The organism is Acidiphilium sp. PM, from assembly GCF_000219295.1.
Lineage (GTDB): Bacteria > Pseudomonadota > Alphaproteobacteria > Acetobacterales > Acetobacteraceae > Acidiphilium > Acidiphilium multivorum.
Window position 1 is genome coordinate 1 of the sequence record NZ_AFPR01000057.1, and the last position, 17,792, is coordinate 17,792.

At 69.6% G+C, this 17,792-nt stretch carries 19 protein-coding genes and 1 pseudogene; 8 read left to right on the plus strand and 12 right to left on the minus strand.

Annotated elements, in window-relative coordinates; translation table 11 throughout:
* Positions 1-625, plus strand: a pseudogene (locus APM_RS01930) (DNA repair protein RecN); the annotation flags it as partial.
* The gene (gene ligA / locus APM_RS01935; RefSeq protein ID WP_007421673.1) at positions 622-2,670 is read left to right on the plus strand and encodes an NAD-dependent DNA ligase LigA; all 2,049 of its coding nucleotides are present in this window, start codon (positions 622-624) and stop codon (positions 2,668-2,670) included. The pseudogene APM_RS01930 and the gene ligA, both read left to right, overlap by 4 nt.
* 39 nt (positions 2,671-2,709) lie before the next feature.
* Here ligA and dksA read toward each other — a convergent pair whose 3' ends face one another.
* Complete coding sequence (gene dksA / locus APM_RS01940; protein ID WP_007421674.1) at positions 2,710-3,126, minus strand: RNA polymerase-binding protein DksA; 417 nt, start codon at positions 3,124-3,126, stop codon at positions 2,710-2,712.
* Between the two features lie 121 nt (positions 3,127-3,247).
* Positions 3,248-3,646, minus strand: a complete 399-nt coding sequence (locus APM_RS01945) for a flagellar assembly protein FliX (protein WP_011941754.1) — start codon at positions 3,644-3,646, stop codon at positions 3,248-3,250.
* A 106-nt stretch (positions 3,647-3,752) separates the two neighbouring features.
* On the opposite strand from APM_RS01945, the gene APM_RS01950 reads away from it, so the two are divergent.
* Genes APM_RS01950 through APM_RS01965 form a run of 4 tightly spaced genes read left to right on the plus strand, consistent with a single transcriptional unit; the run spans position 3,753 to position 6,786 of the window.
* On the plus strand, positions 3,753-4,907 hold the full coding sequence (locus APM_RS01950; RefSeq protein WP_007421676.1) for a flagellar basal body P-ring protein FlgI: 1,155 nt from the start codon (positions 3,753-3,755) through the stop codon (positions 4,905-4,907).
* A complete protein-coding gene (locus APM_RS01955; RefSeq protein WP_039887552.1) occupies positions 4,904-5,317 on the plus strand; it encodes a rod-binding protein in 414 nt (137 codons plus the stop codon). Before APM_RS01950 ends, APM_RS01955 begins: the two co-directional genes overlap by 4 nt.
* Positions 5,314-5,721 (plus strand): hypothetical protein, encoded by a 408-nt coding sequence (locus tag APM_RS01960; protein WP_007421678.1) that lies wholly within the window; start codon positions 5,314-5,316, stop codon positions 5,719-5,721. The genes APM_RS01955 and APM_RS01960 overlap by 4 nt, the downstream gene beginning before the upstream one ends.
* Before the next feature lie 51 nt (positions 5,722-5,772).
* The gene (locus APM_RS01965) at positions 5,773-6,786 is read left to right on the plus strand and encodes a glycosyltransferase family 4 protein (RefSeq protein ID WP_039887553.1); all 1,014 of its coding nucleotides are present in this window, start codon (positions 5,773-5,775) and stop codon (positions 6,784-6,786) included.
* Positions 6,787-6,822: 36 nt separating this feature from the next.
* Here the strand turns inward: APM_RS01965 and APM_RS01970 are convergent, their stop codons facing one another.
* The 10 genes from APM_RS01970 to APM_RS02015 all read right to left on the minus strand — a co-directional run bounded on the left by APM_RS01970 (position 6,823) and on the right by APM_RS02015 (position 16,717).
* Positions 6,823-8,529 carry an ATP-binding protein gene (locus tag APM_RS01970; RefSeq protein ID WP_007421680.1) on the minus strand — a complete coding sequence of 569 codons (1,707 nt, stop codon included), beginning with the start codon at positions 8,527-8,529 and terminating at the stop codon, positions 6,823-6,825.
* 216 nt (positions 8,530-8,745) lie between these two features.
* Complete coding sequence (locus tag APM_RS01975; protein WP_007421681.1) at positions 8,746-9,378, minus strand: VC0807 family protein; 633 nt, start codon at positions 9,376-9,378, stop codon at positions 8,746-8,748.
* Entirely contained in the window at positions 9,375-11,300 is a 1,926-nt protein-coding gene (locus APM_RS01980) for a S9 family peptidase (RefSeq protein WP_007421682.1), read from the minus strand. Before APM_RS01980 ends, APM_RS01975 begins: the two co-directional genes overlap by 4 nt.
* Positions 11,301-11,377: 77 nt before the next feature.
* The gene (locus APM_RS01985; RefSeq protein ID WP_007421683.1) at positions 11,378-12,169 is read right to left on the minus strand and encodes an ABC transporter permease; all 792 of its coding nucleotides are present in this window, start codon (positions 12,167-12,169) and stop codon (positions 11,378-11,380) included.
* Positions 12,166-12,765, minus strand: coding sequence for an ATP-binding cassette domain-containing protein (locus APM_RS01990; RefSeq protein ID WP_007421684.1), 600 nt, complete (start codon positions 12,763-12,765; stop codon positions 12,166-12,168). Before APM_RS01990 ends, APM_RS01985 begins: the two co-directional genes overlap by 4 nt.
* Before the next feature lie 4 nt (positions 12,766-12,769).
* Positions 12,770-14,176, minus strand: coding sequence for a dipeptidase (locus APM_RS01995; protein ID WP_007421685.1), 1,407 nt, complete (start codon positions 14,174-14,176; stop codon positions 12,770-12,772).
* A gap of 65 nt (positions 14,177-14,241) precedes the next feature.
* The gene (locus APM_RS02000) at positions 14,242-14,529 is read right to left on the minus strand and encodes a 4a-hydroxytetrahydrobiopterin dehydratase (protein WP_007421687.1); all 288 of its coding nucleotides are present in this window, start codon (positions 14,527-14,529) and stop codon (positions 14,242-14,244) included.
* Positions 14,526-15,164 (minus strand): uracil-DNA glycosylase family protein, encoded by a 639-nt coding sequence (locus tag APM_RS02005; RefSeq protein ID WP_007421686.1) that lies wholly within the window; start codon positions 15,162-15,164, stop codon positions 14,526-14,528. Before APM_RS02005 ends, APM_RS02000 begins: the two co-directional genes overlap by 4 nt.
* A gap of 2 nt (positions 15,165-15,166) precedes the next feature.
* A complete protein-coding gene (locus APM_RS02010; protein ID WP_007421688.1) occupies positions 15,167-15,826 on the minus strand; it encodes a glutathione S-transferase family protein in 660 nt (219 codons plus the stop codon).
* Positions 15,827-15,835: 9 nt separating this feature from the next.
* On the minus strand, positions 15,836-16,717 hold the full coding sequence (locus tag APM_RS02015; RefSeq protein WP_241763092.1) for an alpha/beta hydrolase: 882 nt from the start codon (positions 16,715-16,717) through the stop codon (positions 15,836-15,838).
* Between the two features lie 205 nt (positions 16,718-16,922).
* On the opposite strand from APM_RS02015, the gene APM_RS02020 reads away from it, so the two are divergent.
* Together APM_RS02020 and folP are read left to right on the plus strand one after the other, a co-directional pair.
* On the plus strand, positions 16,923-17,162 hold the full coding sequence (locus tag APM_RS02020; RefSeq protein WP_007421690.1) for a hypothetical protein: 240 nt from the start codon (positions 16,923-16,925) through the stop codon (positions 17,160-17,162).
* 48 nt (positions 17,163-17,210) lie between these two features.
* Positions 17,211-17,792: dihydropteroate synthase (folP, locus tag APM_RS02025; protein WP_007421691.1), on the plus strand; the 582-nt coding region annotated here is incomplete at its 3' end.

Sequence of the window (17,792 nt, forward strand, 5' to 3'; positions counted from 1 at the left end):
TGCGAGCCGTGCCGCCCGCACCGCCTATCGCGAGGCGGCCGCCGCCCTCAGCAAGGCCCGCGGCGCGGCGGCGGAACGGCTGGCCGCCGCGGTGGCGCGGGAACTCGCGCCGCTCAAGCTCGACCGCGCGCGATTCGTCGTCGCCCGCACCGACCTGCCGGAGGCGCAATGGAACGCGCGCGGCGCGGACGCCGTGCGCTTCCTCGTCGCGACCAATCCGGGCAGCGCGCCCGGCCCGCTCGACAAGGTGGCGTCCGGCGGCGAACTCTCGCGCCTGCTGCTGGCGCTCAACGTCGTGCTCGCCGGCGAATCGCCGGTCGGCGCGCTGATTTTCGACGAGGTGGACAGCGGTATCGGCGGCGCCACCGCGGCCGCGGTAGGCGAACGCCTCGCCCGGATCGCCCGCGAGACGCAGGTTCTCGTGGTAACCCATTCGCCGCAGGTCGCCGCCCGCGCCGATGCGCATTTCCAGGTCAGCAAGGCCAGCGCCCGCGACCGGACGCGGACCACCGTCACACGACTCGATCCGACCGCGCGCCAGGAGGAAATCGCCCGCATGCTCGCCGGGGAAACCATCACCGACGCCGCCCGAGACGCGGCGCGCAGCCTCATGGCCGGATCGTGACGAGTCCCGCGAGCGGCGTGCCGGAACCGGCGGACCCGAAGGCGCGGCTGGCCGAACTGGTCGAGCGGCTCGCCGCCGCCGATGCCGCCTATTATCGCGACGATGCGCCGATCATGGACGATGCGGCCTATGACGCGCTGCGCCACGAAGCCGAGTCCCTGCGGGCCGCGCATCCCGATCTCGCCGCCGCACTCGACCAGGTCGGCGCGGCCCCGTCGGGCGCGTTCGGCAAGGTGCGCCACCGCCTTCCCATGCTCTCGCTCGACAATGTGTTCGAGCCGGCGGATTTCGTCGAGTTCTGCGCCAGCATCCGCCGCTTTCTCGGCCTCGGCGCGGCACCGCTCGCCTTCGTCGCCGAACCGAAGATCGACGGCCTGTCGATCTCGCTGACCTACGAGAACCGCCGTTTCGTGCGCGGCGCGACGCGCGGCGACGGCACCGAGGGCGAGGACGTCACCGAAAATCTCCGCACGCTGCGCGAACTCCCCGCAACCCTGCCGGACGACGCGCCGGATTTCATCGAGATCCGCGGCGAGGTCTACATGACCAAGACGGATTTCATCACCCTCAACCAGGGGCAGGCCCGCCAGTTCGCCAATCCGCGCAACGCGGCGGCCGGCAGCCTGCGCCAGCTCGATCCCGCGGTGACCGCATCCCGCCGGCTTTCGCTCTTCGCCTACGCGCGGGGCGCCGCGAGCCAGGCGGTGGGCGAGACCCATTGGGACTATCTCGCGATCCTGCGCCGCTGGGGCTTCCCGGTGAACCCGCTGGCGGAGCGGGTGAGCGAGGCGGGCGCGGAACCCTTCCAGCGCTCGATCGGCGAGCGCCGCGCCGGGCTCGATTACGATATCGACGGCGTCGTCTATAAAATCGACGATCTGGCGCTGCAGGAGCGCCTCGGCTTCGCCGGACGCGCGCCGCGCTGGGCGGTGGCCTGGAAATTCCCCGCCGAGCGGGCGCTGACCACCCTGCGCGGGATCGACATCCAGGTTGGCCGCACCGGCGCGCTCACCCCGCGCGCCCGGCTCGATCCGGTGAATGTCGGCGGCGTGCTGGTCAGCCACGCGACGCTGCACAACGAGGACGAGATCGCCCGCAAGGATGTGCGGATCGGCGACACCGTGGAGCTCCAGCGCGCCGGCGACGTGATCCCGCAGATCCTCCGCGCCCTGCCCGAGCGCCGCCCGGCCGACTCGGTGCCCTTCGTCTTCCCCGATCACTGCCCGGTCTGCGGCGCGCTGGCGATTCGCCCGGCCGGCGAGGTGGTGCGCCGCTGCACTGGCGGGCTGAGCTGCCCGGCCCAGGTGGTCGAGCGCCTGTTCCATTTCTGCTCGCGCCTCGCCTTCGACATCGAGGGCATGGGCGAAAAGACGGTCCAGGAGTTCCACGGCCTCGGCTGGCTCGAAAGCCCGGCGGACATTTTTGCCCTCCGCGACCGCGAGGCCGCGATCGCGGCGCTGGAGGGCTGGGGCGAGGTCTCGGCGCGCAAGCTGATCGCCGCGATCGAGGCCCGCCGCCGGATTTCCCTCGCGCGCTTCATCTACGCGCTCGGCATAAGGCGGATCGGCGAGCAGAACGCGAAGCTGCTGGCGCGGCACTATTCGTCCTATGCCGTGTGGCGGCGGCAGATGGAGGAGGCGGGCGTGATCGGTTCCGACGCGCGGCTGGAACTCGGCTCGATTTCCGGGATCGGCCCATCGATCGCCGAGGAACTCGCCGGTTTCTTCGCCGAACCGCATAACCGCGACCTGCTCGACCGCCTGGTGCCGATGCTGACCATCGAGGACGAGGTCGCGGCGGCGGGCGGGGCGCTCGCCGGCAAGACGATCGTTTTCACCGGCACCCTCGAGTCGCTCACCCGCCCGGAGGCCAAGGCGCGGGCGGAGGCACTGGGGGCCAGGGTGACCGAGTCCGTCTCGAAGAAGACCGACTTCGTGGTGGTGGGCGCGGACGCCGGCTCCAAGGCCGCGAAAGCAGCCAGCCTCGGCGTGACCGTCCTCAGCGAGGCGGAATTCCGATCTCTCGCGGGGCTTCCGCCCGGTTGAACGCCGGCGCGGTCACCGCGTCGGCATTCAAAGCATCCGTCAGTCGTCCCGCTGGATCCGCTCCTGCCGCTCGTGGCGTTCCTGCGCCTCGATCGACAGTGTGGCGATCGGCCGTGCCATCAGCCGTTTCAGGCCGATCGGCTCGCCGGTTTCCTCGCAATAGCCATAAGTGCCGTTTTCGATCCGGGCGAGTGCCTGGTCGATCTTGCCGATCAGCTTGCGGGCGCGGTCCCGGGTGCGCAATTCGAGGGCCCGGTCGGTTTCGACGCTGGCCCGGTCGGTAATGTCGGGTTCGAGAATGCCGCCCTCGGACAGGCTGGCGAGGGTTCCGTTGGCTTCCATCAGCAGGTCGTGCCGCCAGCGAAGCAGCTTCTGGCGGAAAAATTCGACCTGCATCGGATTCATGAACTCTTCATCCTCGCTCGGCGAATAGTCCGGTGCAAGAGTAATTAACATTAATGTCAGTTCCTCCAACGCACGAGCCTCTGATCCAGTCGATGAGAGGCCGCAGGTGGCCGGCTTATAGCCGCGCGGCAATCGGACGCCAAGGCCACGAAGGGAGCAATTCACCGTATGGTCACAACCTTTCGTGGCGGGCGAGTTCCACTCTCGCGCGCAGCCTGATGGCGCCGATGACGGTCTGCAGCGCCGGATCGGCGGGACGGGGCATGTTCTCGATCATCTGGCGCAGCGTGTCGAGATCCGGCCGGGCGCCGCCGAGCAGCGCGGCCTGGAGCGCGGCGAGCGATCCGAGCGTCTGTTCGCCGGCCCTGTGCGCGGCGCGGTCGCGCCGGACCGGTCCGTCCTCGTCCTGCAGGCTGATCAGCCCGGCCATGTCCACCGGCGCGACCGCGATGGCGGCCTGCTGGCTCTGGGTCGTGATCGTGAAGCCGCCGCCTGCCGCAGCGGCGGGACCGGTCCTGCCGCCAATGCCGCCGACCGGCCCGCTGCCGCGCAGCCCTGAAACTCTCGTCATTCAACTCTCCATCCGAAGCCGCCGCCTCACAAAATTTCTGATAGCTGCAAATTGTTAACTTTTTGCTGCGAAAGTCCTGTGCAGTGACCAAAATGATCGCGCCAGGATGACCCGAAATTTCTTTGCAATCTGCTGCAGCGGCCAGCATCGCTGGCGGGCGGTTCTGCTGATCGCCTGGGCGGCGGTCTGCATCCTTATCCAGTGCATGCGCCCGGCATTTTCCGAGGTCCGGATCAAGGATATCACCGACATACAGGGGATACGAGACAACCAGCTGATCGGCTACGGCCTCGTCGTCGGCCTCAGAGGTACCGGCGACTCGCTGAACAACTCGATCTTCACGCGCCAGTCGCTCATCGGCATGCTCGAACGGCTCGGCGTGAACACGCAGAACCAGGCCCAGAACCTGCAGACCAAGGATATCGCCGCCGTCATGGTCACGGCGAACCTGCCGGCTTTCGCCCATAGCGGCGAGACGATCGACGTCACGGTGTCGGCGATGGGCGATGCGACGGATCTGACCGGCGGCACGCTGCTGGTGACCCCGCTGCTCGGCGCCGATGGCCGGGTCTATGCCGTCGCCCAGGGTTCGCTGGTCACCGGAGCCATCCAGGCCGCGGGGGCGAACGCATCCTTCACGCAGGGCGTGCCTACGGTCGGCCGGATCACGAACGGCGCCATCGTCGAGCGTTCGGTCAGCTTCAAGCTGGCCTCCGAGAAGACGCCGAAACTCGAGCTCCGCAACCCCGATTTCACGACCGCGATGCGCATTTCGCGTGTGATCGACGAGCGTCTTGGTCCGGGGATTGCAACGGTGGACGATCCGCGCACGATCACCCTTGATCTCAAGGGGCGCAATGTCGTCAGCGATCTGGCCGAGATCGAGGATCTGCGCGTTCAGCCGTCTACGCCTGCGGTCGTCGTCGTCGACGAGGCGACGGGCACCATCGTGATGGGTGCGAATGTGCGGATCAGCACCGTCGCCATCGACGAGGGGAACATCACCGTCACGGTGAAGAACACCCCGGTTGTCAGCCAGCCCAATCCGCTCGCCGGCGGCACCACCGTCGCGACATCGCAGACCTCGATTTCCGTGAAGAAGGACAGGGGGAAGAAGATGGATATCGTGCACGGCAATATCAGCCTGCAGCAACTGGTCTCGAGCCTGAATTCGCTGGGTGTCGCACCGCACGACATGATCAGCATCCTCCAGGCGATCAAGGCGGCCGGCGCCCTGCAGGCACGGCTGGTCGTGCAATGACCGTGGGCTCCGTATCCGGCCTGCCTCTCGGTGCGGCGCTCGATTCGCTCACCAAGCCGCAGGCCGCGCCGCTTCCCCGGGCCGGCCAGTCGACCCTGGGCAGTGCCGAAATCGTGAAGGCCGCCCATCATTTCGAGGCGATGGCGATCGCCCAGCTGCTCAAGCCGATGTTTTCCTCCGTCGGCTCGGCGCAGGCGCCATTCGGCGGCGGCTCGGTCGAGAAATCGTTCCGGCCCTTCTTCATCGACGCGATCGCGAAGTCGATCGAGGCGCGGGGCGGCCTCGGCCTGGCACCGATGATCGAACGCGCGCTCGAGGCCGACCAGCAGAAGGCGAAAATGTCATCCGGCGCGACGTCGCACGGCGCGGCGTCTCCGGCGCCCTCCTCATCGACAGGATCAGGTTCATGAACAACGACACATCACCGGGTAGTGCAATCGAAGCCGCCGAGGCCCTGGCCACGATCCTGGAAGAGGAAAACCGCAGCCTCTCGATTCAGGATTTTGCCGTGAGCGCGGCGCTTGCCGAGGCCAAGCGCGCGGCGATCGGCCGCCTGGAGGCCGCCCTGGATCTCGGCGTCGCCGGAAAACCGCGCGACGGCCGGCGGGTCGAGGCGGTGCAGCAGCGCCTGGACGCGGCGGCGGCGGCCAACGGGAAATTGCTGCGCCAGGCGATCGAGACGCAGCAACGGGTGATCCAGACGGTCATGCAGGCGCTCGATACGAGCCGCGCGGCCGGTGAGCCGTTGCAGCCCTATGGCCAGGAGGGCGCGGCGCGGCCGACCGCCCCCGTCGCGCTCGTCCTGCGGGCCTGATCTCACCGCCGATCTCTGGCCAGATCGGGGTGCCTGTGGCATCCCGGCTCCATGAAGTTGGTGCTGATCACAGAAGCCCCGTTCAAATCCGTGACGGGCGCATCGTTCTACCACCGCCGCCTGCTCGCTGCCTGGGGGGAACTGGGGGGAAGTTCGGAGGTTCACGCGCTGGATGCGCCGGTCGCATCCTCATTCGCTGCGCGGATGGATGCCGGGGCGTTCGTGATTGTGGAAGGTGCAGCCTTCGAATTTGCGCGTGATGCGATTCCCGCGCTGCAGGCGCGCGGGGCGATTGCCCTCATCCACCATCCGACAGCCCTGGAGCCGGGCACGCCGGAGGACCGTCGGCAGGCGCTCAAGGCATTCGAACGTCAGGTCCTGCCCGGTTTCAGCCGCGTCATCGCCGCGAGCGATCCGATCGCCGACAGGCTGTCGGCCGAATTCGGCGTCATCCGCGAACGGATCACGGTGCTGGTCCCCGGGACCGACCGCTATCCATGCCGTACATTGAGCCCGGTCCCGCCCGACGGAAGCCCCTGCACGCTGCTGGCCCTCGGAACCCTGACATACCGCAAGGGGCACGACATTCTGCTCCGCGCGCTTGCGACGCTGCACGATCTCGACTGGCGGCTGGTCCTGGCGGGAGAGCCGCGCGATCCGGATTATGCCGCGGGGCTCGACCGTCTTTCCGCCGATCTCGGCATTGCCGGGCGCGTTGAACGGCGCGGGCCGCTCACCGGCGGCGCGCTTGATGATGCCTGGTCGGAGGCGGACATGTTCGCGCTGGCGACGCGCTTCGAGGGATTCGGCATGGCGATTGCCGAGGCGATGGCGCGCGGCTTGCCCGTCGCCATCTGCGATGGCGGCGCGGCCGGCCAGCTCGTGCCCACCGGGGCCGGCATCGTCGCCCCGGTTGATGACGTCGCCCAGCTCGGCAAGGCGCTACGTCGCCTGGTCTTCAGCCCGGCGCTGAGGGCGCAGATGGGCGCCATTGCCTGGAAACATGCTGGCGGCCTGCCGAACTGGCCGGATCAGGCAAGGGCCCTGCGCGCGCTCGCCGGCTGAAACCGCCGGATCGACGATTTCCCGAGGAGCGTCCGGTCAGCCCATGCTTCGGGGCGGTGTCGCCGTCCGGCTATGGGCCAGCAACAGGCCGACCTGCGTGTGAAGGCAGCCGAACGAGAAGGGCTTTCGCAGCATCGCGGTGGGCGCGCTGTCGAACGGCGGTCCGGACGATGTGGTTTCGTCCAGCCCGGTCACGAAAAGAAGGGGCAGTTCGGGGCGGTCGGCGCGCGCGGCAAGGGCCAGTTGCCGTCCATTCATGGCGCCGGGCAGCCCGATATCGGCGATCAGCAGATCGATATCCGGCTCCGCGCGAAGGATCGCGAGGGCGGCTTCCGCGTCCGCGGCCATCCGCACGGAAAATCCCTGTTCGCGGAGCATGTCGGCGAGCAGCGTGCGCAGGCCCGGCTCATCATCGACGACGAGGATGAGGCCGGAGGTTTCGTCCCATCGCATGTCGGGCGCCGGCGCCGGAGCGTCCGATGTTTCTGTGGCGCCGGAAAGCTGGTTGCAGGGAATGAACAGACTGATCTTCGTGCCCCTGCCGGCCTCGCTGGCAAGTTCGATGTGCCCGCCCGACTGCTTGATGAAACCATACACCATCGACAGGCCGAGCCCGGTGCCCTGGCCTGCGGGCTTGGTGGTGAAGAACGGCTCGAAGACGCGGTCCTTGACGGCGTCCGACATGCCGCAGCCGGTATCCGTGATGGTCAGCCGGACATAGTCGCCTTCCGTGTGCGTCTGGCCGCGGGCGGGTGCTACCAGCGTGGCATTGCTCGCCTCGATCGTGAGCCTGCCGCCTTCCGGCATCGCGTCGCGTGCGTTGATGGCGAGGTTCAGCAGCGCGTTCTCCAGCTGGTTGCGATCGCAGAAGCCGGCGCGGAGATCCGGCGGGTAGAGCGTTTGCACCTCGATGGCCGGCCCCACGGTCCGGTCGATCAGTTCGTGCAGGTCGTCGAGCAGCGTCGCCACCGAGATGGCGGCGGGCGCCAGGGCTTGCCGGCGCGCGAAGGTCAGCAGCCGCTGGGTCAGGCCGGCGGCCCGGCTCGCGGCGCTGCGCGCGCCATCGAGATAGGACATCGCGGACGCGTGGTCGCCCTGCTCGATCCGCGTCGCCAGCATGTCGAGATTGCCAAGAATCCCGGTGAGAAGATTGTTGAAGTCGTGCGAAATGCCGCCCGTCAGCTGGCCGATCGCCTCCATTTTCATCGACTGCCGCAGCGCGGTCTCGACCTCCTCGCGCTCGCGCACCTGGTTCGTCGTTTCCGTCAGGGCGGCGTGCACCCCGTCGATCCGGCCGTCGGCGTCGAGAATCGGCGTATAGGACAGGCTGAGCCAGATCTGCTCGGGGCTGTCGCCACGGTCGGACACCAGGCTGTAATCGTGCAGCACCACCGTCTCGCCCGCGTGGACACGGGCGAGAATGTCGCGGATGAAGCGCTTCATGCGCGGGTTCGCCTGCGCCGCCGGCTGCCCGAGGCTGCCCGGATGATGCCGGCCAAGCAGCGCGGCGCAGGCGTCGTTGTAGATCAGGATGCCCTCGGGGCCCCACATTGTCGCGATGGCGATGTCCGAGCGGCAGATCAGCTGCACGGTCCGCCGCCGGATTGCCGACCAGGTATCGATCGGGCCGAGCGGTGTCGCGGCCCAGTCAAAACCGGCGATCATGGTGGGCATGAACGCTTCGGGCGCCGGATCGGTCGCACCGGCCTGCGCCAGCGTCAGCGGGATCGAAGTCTCAGCCACCGTCGGTTGTCTCCAGCCCGCGGCCGGGAACCGGCGTCCCGCGCGGTCACATCATTGCCGTGGCGAGGTCGCCCACCGCCGCATTTTTGCCCCGTTCCGTCACAAGCCCGGCACTCGCAGTCTGTCGGTAAAACAAGATTTGGTTAAAACTCATACGGACTTGATACATGTCCAATATATGAATGTAATGTCATGAATTTTAAATGTAGGTAGGTCTCATCCTTCCAGAAGTCCAGCCTTTTCCGCGGAACGGCCATAGAGGAAGGTCCACAGCATCAGCAGCCCGATGGTCACGTAGCCGACGATCGGCCCGACGATGAGAAACCGGCCGACCGGCAGCGAAAACACCAGCACGCTGCGCACGGCCGTCTCCACCACCAGCCCGATGCCCCAGACGATCGTCATCACCGTCATCACCCGCCGGAAGCCCGGCTGGTGGCGATAGGATTCGAATTCCGCGCTGTCCTCGGCCGATTGCCGCTTCAGGCTGGCGCTGGCGAGCACATAGATCAGCGGCCGGCGGATCAGCGCCGAGACGATGAAGATGAAGCCGATCAGTCCGGTGACTAGCGATTCCCGCATCAGCAGCAGCTTGGGCGAACCGCCGAGCGCGAACCCGGCGAGCGAGAGCGCGATGCCGCCGAGCACCATGACCGAGATCGCGTCGACCCGCCGGTGGCGGGCGAACTCGACGAGGCTCCAGACGATCGGCGGCGCCGCCGAGGCCATGATCGCGTGGATCTCGCCGATATGCGGCTTGCTGAAATGATAGACGGTCCAGGGCAGCAGGAAATTGAACAGGATTTCCAGCGCCATCATGACGCGCTTGCGGGTGACGATGCCCTTCATGGCAGGATCTCCGCCCCTTCGAGGAGTTGCGCCGTCGACCGGCCGATCTCTTCCGCCGCCAACGCTTCCGCCCGCCCGCCGAGATGGGCGGCGAGGAAATGCTCGGTGATCGCGTTGAAGGCGATGCTGTTCTCCGGCCGCGCGAAACCGTGCCCCTCGTCGGGGAACAGGACGTAGGTCACCGCGATCCCCTTCGCCTTCAGCGCCGCCACCATCTGGTCGGACTCGGCCTGCTTCACCCGCGGGTCGTTCGCCCCCTGGCCGATCAGCAGCGGCCGGGCGAGGCGCGCGGCCTGGTGCACTGGCGAGCGCTCGCGCAGCAGCGCCGCGCCCTCCGGCGTCGCCGGGTCGCCGAGCGCGCGGGTGAAGATGCTGCGCCCCGCCTCCCAATAGGGCGGAATCGTCGCGAGCAGGGTTTCGAGATTGGACGGACCGACGATGTCCACCCCGCAGGCATAGCGCTCCGGATTCCGGGTCATCGCGGCGAGCGTCGCATACCCGCCATAGGACCCGCCCATGATGGCGATCCGGCTTGGATCGGCGATGCCCTGGCCGATCGCCCAGTCCACCGCATCGAGCAGGTCGTCATCCATCGCCCGGCCCCATTCGCGGTCGCCGGCATTGAGGAACGCCTTGCCGAACCCGGTCGAGGCCCGGAAATTGACCGACAGCACGGCATAGCCCCGGTTGGCCAGCCACTGGTGATACGGGTTGAACCCGAAGGAATCCCGCGCCCACGGCCCGCCATGCACCAGCAGCACCAGCGGCCGCGGCGCCGATCCCCCATCCGCCGGCAGGGTGAGGTACGACACGAGGGACAGCCCGTCCCGTGCGGCGATCACCACCGGGCGCATCGGTGCGAGCGGGGCGTCGGCAAGGTCGGGCCTTGTGTCGTAGAGCTTCTCCAGCGCCCGCGTCTTCCGGTCATACAGCCAGGCCACGCCTGGGGCGGTGTCCGAGGCGGCGCCGACGATCCAGAACCGGTCGTCCTCGCTGCGCGACTGGATGCCCCAATCGCCGATCCCGGCGGCATCGAGCGCGTCGAGATCCGGCTGGATCGCGGGATCGAGCGCCACGTAGCGGTTGCGCTCGTAATTCACGCCATAGGCGAGCGGCGTGTTCTCGTGCAGCCGAACGATGATCTCGCCGATATCCGCCCGCGCATCCTCGGCGAGCATGGTGGCCTCGCCGGTCTCGAGGTCGAGGCGGAACAGCGCGGCGGTATCGCGCCCGGCGCTGCTCAGCATCAGCGTCCTCCGCCCATCGGCGGTGAACAGGCCGAGCACGCCCGAGGTCATCGCGTCTTCCGGCGCGAAACGCATGAACGGCGCCCAGCCGCCGGCGCCATCCGGGCGCAGCACCGTCTGGCTGCCGTCGCCCTCCAGCCGCGCGGCGAGGCGCAGGGCGAAATCCTCGTCCACATCGAAGCCGGCGAGGCCGGGATTTTCCGCGATCATCGTCGACCGCCCGGTCGCGATCTCGATCCGGTAGAGATCCGGCCATTGCGGGTCGCGCGCGTTGTGGCTGACCACCGCCTCGCCGGGATGGCGGGGGGAGAGCTTGACGATGCTCGCCTGGATCGGGCCGTGCGGCGTCAGGTCGCGCATCGCCCCGGTCTCGCGGTCGACGGCGTGGAGATGGAAATTCTCGTCCCCGTCATTGTCCTTGACCACGAGAAGATGCCGCCCGTCATGCGCCCAGGCATAGCCCGGAATGCCGCGCCGCCGCTCGTCGGTCAGCGGCCGCGCCGCGTCGATCCGCCCGCGCGGGGCGACGAAGAGGTTCATCACCCCGTTGCGCGGCGCGAGAAAGGCGATCGTGCCGCCATCGGGGCTGATCTGCGCGCCCGCCCGGCGCGGATTGCCGAACAGGGCGGCGCGCGGAATGAGGGGCAGGGCGGTGGTGTCTGTCGTGCGGTCCATGCGGACTTCCTATCGGAGATCGCGTCGCGGCGAAACCGCCGCGCCCCGTCAGGGCGGCGAAACCGCCGCGCCCCGTTTCAGTGCAGCCGGTCGAGCCGCAGCCGCTCGCGCCCGTCGGTCAGCCGCCGCGCCGCGAAATAGGCCGCGCCCACGGCGGCGATGCCGGTCGCCCCGGCGAGCAGGAACATCAGCATGATCTGGTATTTCACCGCCGAAACCGGCGACAGCCCGGCGAGGATCTGCCCGGTCATGATGCCCGGCAGCGTCACCAGCCCGGCGGCGGACATGGTGTTGACGATCGGCAGCATCCCCCGGCGCACCGCCTCACGGATCAGCGGGCGCATCGCGTCGCGGAACGTCGCCCCGAGGGCGAGCTGCGCCTCGATCGCGGCGCGCTCGCGCGTCACCGCCGAGAGCAGCGCGTCGAGCGAGAGCGAGGCGGCGTTGAGCGCGTTGCCGAGCATGATCCCGGCGAGCGGAATGGCATAGCGCGCCGCATACCACGGTTCCGGGCGGATCGCGGTGGCCAGCGCGAAGACCGCGGTGATGAAGGTGGCCAGCGCCACCGCCGAAAGCCCGGCGATCTGGTTGCCGTAGCGCGCGAGCCGCCGCTCCGGCCGTGCCGCGACCTCGCGTCCGGCGATCGCGACCATCAGCAGGATGATGCCGAGCGTGAGCAGCGGCGCCTCGGCGGCGAACACGAAGCGGAGCAAAAACCCGATCAGCAGGAGTTGCACGGCGCAGCGCGCCGCCGCGACCAGCAATTGCCGGTGCAGCCTGAGGCCGAGCAGCACCGAGGCCAGCGCGTCGACCAGCACGAGCGAGGCGGCGATCAGCAGATCCGCCGGGGTCAGGTCGATCGGGGTCATGCGAGGTTCAGCCGCCCGCCTTCGAGATGCATCCGCTGCGCGCCAAGGCGCTGGGCCTGTTCCTCGTCATGCGTCACCATCACGATCGCGGTGCCGGCGGCAAGCCGCAGCGCCAGCAGCTTCTCGACCAGCACCGTCGCCTTCGGATCGAGCGCGCCGGTCGGCTCGTCGAGCAGCAGCACGTCGGGCCGGGGCAGGATGGTGCGGATCAGCGCGAGGCGCATCCGCTCGCCGGTCGAAAGCCGGTGGATCTTCTGGTCGAGCAGCGCCGGCGCCAGGGCAAGCTGCGGCATCATCTCCGCCGCCGCCGCGCGATCGGGGAAATGGGCGGCAGCCGTCTCGTGCCACCAGCCCGGCTCGGCCGGCAGATAGGCGACGCGCCGCCGCCAGGACGGCGCCGGCATCGCCGCGCGGTCCGCCCCGCCGAGCGCGACCCGCCCCTCATGCGGGTCGAGATCGGCGATCATCCGCAGCAGCACGGACTTGCCCGCCCCGGACGGGCCGGTGATCGCCACCGCATCGCCGCGCCCGAGTTCGAGGTCGAACGGCCCGCCCGCGGCCCCGCGCAGGCCGGCCGCCACCAGGAATGACGCCACCGCCTCAGCCGGCGAAGGCGGCAAGCATCCGCGCCTCGGCCCGCATGCCGCGATGGAAGCAGCGCATCTCGAATTTCTCGTTCGGGCTGTGGATGCAGTCATCGTCCAGCCCGAAGCCGACCAGCAGCGTCTTCAGCCCGAGCTGCCGCTCGAACGCCTCGACCACCGGAATCGACGCGCCGCATCCGGCGAGCACCGGCTTGCGGCCGAATTCCTGCTCCAGCGCCGCCCGCGCCGCGCGGACGAAGGGCAGGTCGACCGGCACGACCAGCCCGGCCGAGGCGCCATGCACCTCGAAACGCGCCTTCGCATCCGGCAGCAGCCGCGCGTTGACGAATTCCTTGAATCCCTCGACCACCTTCGCCGGGTCCTGGCCCGGCACCAGGCGGAAGGTGAGCTTGGCGCCGGCCTCGGCGGGAATCACCGTCTTGGTGCCCTCGCCCTGATAGCCGCCGAAAATGCCGTTGATCTCGGCGGTCGGCCGCGCCCAGTTCTGCTCCAGCACCGAAAACCCGCGCTCGCCGCTCGCCCGGGCGAGGCCGATGCCGCCGAGCCAGGCGGCCTCGTCGAACCCCGTCGCCCGCCAGGAGGCGAGCACGTCCGCCGGAATATCGAGGATGCCGTCATAGAAGCCCGGAATCCGGATCCGCCCGTCGGCGTCGAACAGGTCGCCGAGAATGCGGGTCAGCGCGCGGATCGGGTTGAGCGCCGGCCCGCCGAACAGGCCGGAATGCAGGTCGCGGTCCGGCCCCGAAATCCGCACCTCCACCGCCGCGAGCCCGCGCAGGCTGGTGGTGATCGCCGGCGTCTGCCGGTCCCACATGTTGGTGTCGGCGACGAGCACGAAATCGGCCTTCAGCGCGTCGCGCTCGGCCTCGAGCATGGCGGCGAGCGAGGGGCTGCCGCACTCCTCCTCGCCCTCCAGCAGCACGGTGAGGTTCACCGGCAGGCCGCCCGTCACGTCGAGCCAGGCGCGCACCGCCTCCAGCACCATCATCACCTGGCCCTTGTCGTCCACCGCGCCTCGGGCGACCACGCGCGGGCCTTCCGGATGGTCCACAAGCTGCGGGTCGAACGGATCGCTGTGCCAGAGGTCCAGCGGATCGGCGGGCTGCACGTCGTAATGCCCGTAATACAGCACGGTCGGCGCATCCGGCCCGGCCTTGTGATGCGTCGCGATCACGCCGGGCAGGCCCCTGGTCTCCGACAGCCGTGCCGCGAATCCCATCCCCGCGAGCAGGTCGCGCATATGTGAAGCGGCGCGCAGGCAATCCGCCCGGTGCGGCGAGGTTTCGGTCAGCCCCTGCGCGCTGATCGAGGGAATCCGCAACAGCTCGAACCAGCGCCCACGCGCGCTGTCGAGATGGGCGTCGATATGGGCGAGAACGTCGTCGGTCCTGCTGGTGCTCATCGAATGTCCCTCTGTTGGCGGCACGACGATAGGGGAGGGCGGCGTGCCGGAAAAGACAGCGGCGCTCAAGCCAGCCCGTCGATCGCCTCCGCGAGGCGGATATCGCGCGCCGAAAGCCCCCCCGCGTCATGGGTCGACAGCAGGATCGTCACGCGATTGTAGACATTCGACCATTCCGGGTGATGGTCGTGCTTCTCCGCGAGCAGCGCGACCCGCGTCATGAACGCGAAGGCCTCGGAGAAATCGGCGAAGGCGAAGCGCCGTTCGATCGCGTCGCGGTCCTTCGCCAGCGACCATTCCGGCAAGAGGTCGACAAGGGCGGCGCGTTCGGCATCGGTCAGGCGGGGGATCATGTCGTGTCTCCTTGCTCCGAGAGGGCGGCGGCGAAGGCGGCGCGCAGGGCGGGGATCACCTCGGTCTCGAACCAGGGCCGCCGCGCCGCCCAGGCCCGTGTCCGCCAGGAGGGATGCGGCAGCGGAAACCGCGAGGGCAGATAGGCTGTGAACCCCCGCACCCGCTCCTCCATCGCCCCCTTGCCGAGATGATAGAGAATCGCGTGGCTGCCGACCAGCAGCGTGAGGCGGATCGCCGGCATCGCCGCGCGCAGCCGCCCCTGCCAGAGCCTGCCGCATTCCGGCCGCGGCGGGGCGTCGCCGCCGCGCGCCAGCCGTCCCGGATAGCACAGCCCCATCGGCACGATCGCGATCCGGCTTTCGTCGTAGAACGTGGCCCGGTCGATGCCGAGCCAGTCGCGCAGCCGGTCGCCCGAGGGATCGTTCCAGGGAATCCCGCTCGCGTGAACCTTCGTCCCCGGCGCCTGCCCGACGATCAGCACGCGCGCCGTGGCCGAGATGCGGAACACCGGGCGCGGGCCCAGCGGCAACGACGCGGCGCAGACCGTGCAGGCGCGCGCCGCCGCGGCGACGTCGTCGATCGTCTCGCCCGCCGTCGCGCCGGCCCCGCCCGCCACGACGGGGTCGGGGATCATGGTCACGTCTCGTATCGGGCAATCTTCCAGTCGTCCGGCTCCGCGGCGGCATCCCGGTACCAGGCATCGACCAGCTCATGCGCCCGAATGGCGGCGAGATAGGCTTCGGTCGTCGCCGTGACCTTCGGCCGGTAGGTCAGCAGCCGCGAGACCACCGGCGCATACATCGCATCCGCCCCGGTCAGCGCCGCGCCGAACAGGAACGGCCCGCCGGCGCCGAAGCGCTTGCGCGTCTCCGCCCAGATCGCCTCGATCCGGTCGAGATCGGCGCGCACCGCCGGCGCCGGCTCGGCGGGCTCCAGCGTGCGCGTGCAGTTCATCGGCATGGCGAGGCGGAGTTCGCGGAATCCGCCATGCATCTCGGCGGCGATGGCGCGCGCATGGGCGCGGGCGATGCGCGCCGCCGGCCAGATCTGCGGCGCGATCTCGGCGCAATACTCGATGATGGCGAGACTGTCCCAGACCCGCGCCCCCTCGTGTTCGAGGAACGGCACCATGCCCGAGGGCGAGACGGCCTTGACCGCCGGCGTGTGCCCGCCCGCAAGCGGGATCACCCGCTCCTCCACCGCGAGGCCGGCAAGGCGCACGGCCAGCCACCCGCGCAACGACCACGAGGAATAGCGGCGGCTGCCGATATAGAGGACCGATGAGTTGTCATTCATGATTGACGATTAGCCCGGATGCAGCCGCCCCGCCATATCGGGCGCCCGTCCGCCGGCATCGCGCGTCCCGCCCGGCGGCGCCGCGGTGCGGCCGATGAACGAGGCGATATCCCGCCAGACCGGCGGCATCAGCCCGAAGCTCGGCAGCACCGAGAGCAGCAGCCGGACATGCGAGAGCCGTTCGTAAATCCGCGTGTCCACCGTCGCGCCGGCCTCGCGCAGCCGGGCCGCCAGCGCCGCGGTGTTGGCCGGCGCCACCAGCCGGTCCCGCGCGCCGGTGATCAGCAGCGACGGCGGGGCGGCGGGGCTCACATGGCTGATCGGCTGACAGACCGGATCATCGGCGAAGCGGTCGAAGATGCGGCGATAGACCGGCCCGGTCATCGGCAGGAAATCATACGGCCCCGCGAGCCCGATGGCGCCGGCGAGCGCCGACGGCGTCACCCCCTCGGCGCCGAGATACCCTTCCGCCAGAGCGAGCATCATCGCGAGATAGGCCCCGGCGGAGTGCCCGGCGACGAACACCGCCCGGCCATCGCCGCCGAATTGCCACGCATGGCGGAGCATGAAGGCGGTCGCCCGTGCCGCGTCGTGAATGAACGCCGGGTAGCGGACCTCCGGGTAGAGCCGGTAGTCGGGCACCGCGACGACCAGGCCGAGCCGGGCCAGCGCGCGGCCGAGAAACGCATATTCGCCCCGCGCGCCGGTCTGCCACGAGCCGCCATAGAAGAATACGACGACGGGCAGAAGGCCGCCGCCCGCGCGGGCCGGCCGATGGATGTCGAGCCGGTCGCGCGTCCCGTCGCCGAACGCGACATCCCGTGTCGTGACCGTGCCGAAACGCGGCACCGCGCGGTTCAGCAGGTCGATCGGCGTCGGCAATGCTGTCATGTAACGGATATGGCGGGCCGTTTCTGCCCGGCAATATATGCCGGTCCGGCAAAATCTGCCGTCCGCGGACGGCGTCCATCCCGCATTCGCGCCGGAACACCGCCGGGAAATCTGGCACGCGAGATGCATCCACATCCGTCGAGGGCTTCGGGCGGACGGGCGCAGTCCCGCCGGCCGCGCACCCGGCCACGAAAGGAGTTCGCGCATGATCATCCACAATCTCGCCGCCGCGGCGCAGCCCATCGCCTATGCCGGCGGCATCGCGTCGTCGCACCGTCCCGGATTCGGCGCCACGCTGCAGGCGACGCTCGCCAGCCTGCAGGCAACGCAGGCCGGCACCTCCGCCGTCCTCAACGGCATCGGCCCGGCCCAGGCGCTGCCCGGCGCCCAGAGCAGCACCACGCACCATCACCACCAGGCGCCGGCGATCCCTGGCCTCGGCTAATCGAAGGGCGGATTTGGCCGAAGCCGCGTTTGCGGCTAATCGGCCCGCATGACTGACGTCGCCGCATCCGGCTGGGCGGGGTTCGACCTCGCCCGGCCCCTCGTCATGGGCATCCTGAACGCCACGCCCGACAGTTTTTCGGGTGGCGGCGCGACGCAAGGCCCCTCGGCCCTGATCGAAACCGGGCTCGCCATGCGCGCGGCCGGCGCCGCGATCATCGATGTCGGCGGCGAAAGCACCCGCCCCGGCGCCGCCGTGGTGCCGCCCGACATCGAGATCGCCCGCATCGTGCCGGTCATCGGCGGCCTCGCCCGGGACGGCGTGACCGTCTCGGTCGACACGCGGAACGCCGCCACCATGCGCGCCGCCCTCGATGCCGGGGCTCGCATCGTCAACGACGTCTCCGGCCTCCGCCACGATCCCGCCGCCGCGCCGCTGGTCGCCGCCGCCGCCTGCCCCGTCATCCTGATGCACATGCGCGGCACCCCGGCGACGATGAGCGCGCAGGCGGTCTATGACGATGTCGTCGCCGATGTCCTCGCCGAACTCGCGGCCACCCGCGACGCCGCCCTTGCCGCCGGCATCGCGCCCGCCGCCATCGCGCTCGATCCCGGCTTCGGCTTCGCCAAG

Bases quoted from the DNA above. Each gene is read 5' to 3' on its own strand.
- APM_RS01995 (WP_007421685.1), bottom strand. From the start codon at position 14,176: ATGAGCACCAGCAGGACCGACGACGTTCTCGCCCATATCGACGCCCAT.
- APM_RS02010 (WP_007421688.1), bottom strand. From the start codon at position 15,826: ATGAATGACAACTCATCGGTCCTCTATATCGGCAGCCGCCGCTATTCC.
- APM_RS01985 (WP_007421683.1), bottom strand. From the start codon at position 12,169: ATGACCCCGATCGACCTGACCCCGGCGGATCTGCTGATCGCCGCCTCG.
- APM_RS01955 (WP_039887552.1), top strand. From the start codon at position 4,904: ATGACCGTGGGCTCCGTATCCGGCCTGCCTCTCGGTGCGGCGCTCGAT.
- APM_RS01980 (WP_007421682.1), bottom strand. From the start codon at position 11,300: ATGGACCGCACGACAGACACCACCGCCCTGCCCCTCATTCCGCGCGCC.
- APM_RS01960 (WP_007421678.1), top strand. From the start codon at position 5,314: ATGAACAACGACACATCACCGGGTAGTGCAATCGAAGCCGCCGAGGCC.
- APM_RS02015 (WP_241763092.1), bottom strand. From the start codon at position 16,717: ATGACAGCATTGCCGACGCCGATCGACCTGCTGAACCGCGCGGTGCCG.
- APM_RS02000 (WP_007421687.1), bottom strand. From the start codon at position 14,529: ATGATCCCCCGCCTGACCGATGCCGAACGCGCCGCCCTTGTCGACCTC.
- APM_RS01950 (WP_007421676.1), top strand. From the start codon at position 3,753: ATGACCCGAAATTTCTTTGCAATCTGCTGCAGCGGCCAGCATCGCTGG.
- dksA (WP_007421674.1), bottom strand. From the start codon at position 3,126: ATGTTAATTACTCTTGCACCGGACTATTCGCCGAGCGAGGATGAAGAG.
- APM_RS02005 (WP_007421686.1), bottom strand. From the start codon at position 15,164: ATGATCCCCGACCCCGTCGTGGCGGGCGGGGCCGGCGCGACGGCGGGC.
- APM_RS01945 (WP_011941754.1), bottom strand. From the start codon at position 3,646: ATGACGAGAGTTTCAGGGCTGCGCGGCAGCGGGCCGGTCGGCGGCATT.
- APM_RS01975 (WP_007421681.1), bottom strand. From the start codon at position 9,378: ATGAAGGGCATCGTCACCCGCAAGCGCGTCATGATGGCGCTGGAAATC.
- APM_RS01965 (WP_039887553.1), top strand. From the start codon at position 5,773: ATGAAGTTGGTGCTGATCACAGAAGCCCCGTTCAAATCCGTGACGGGC.
- APM_RS02020 (WP_007421690.1), top strand. From the start codon at position 16,923: ATGATCATCCACAATCTCGCCGCCGCGGCGCAGCCCATCGCCTATGCC.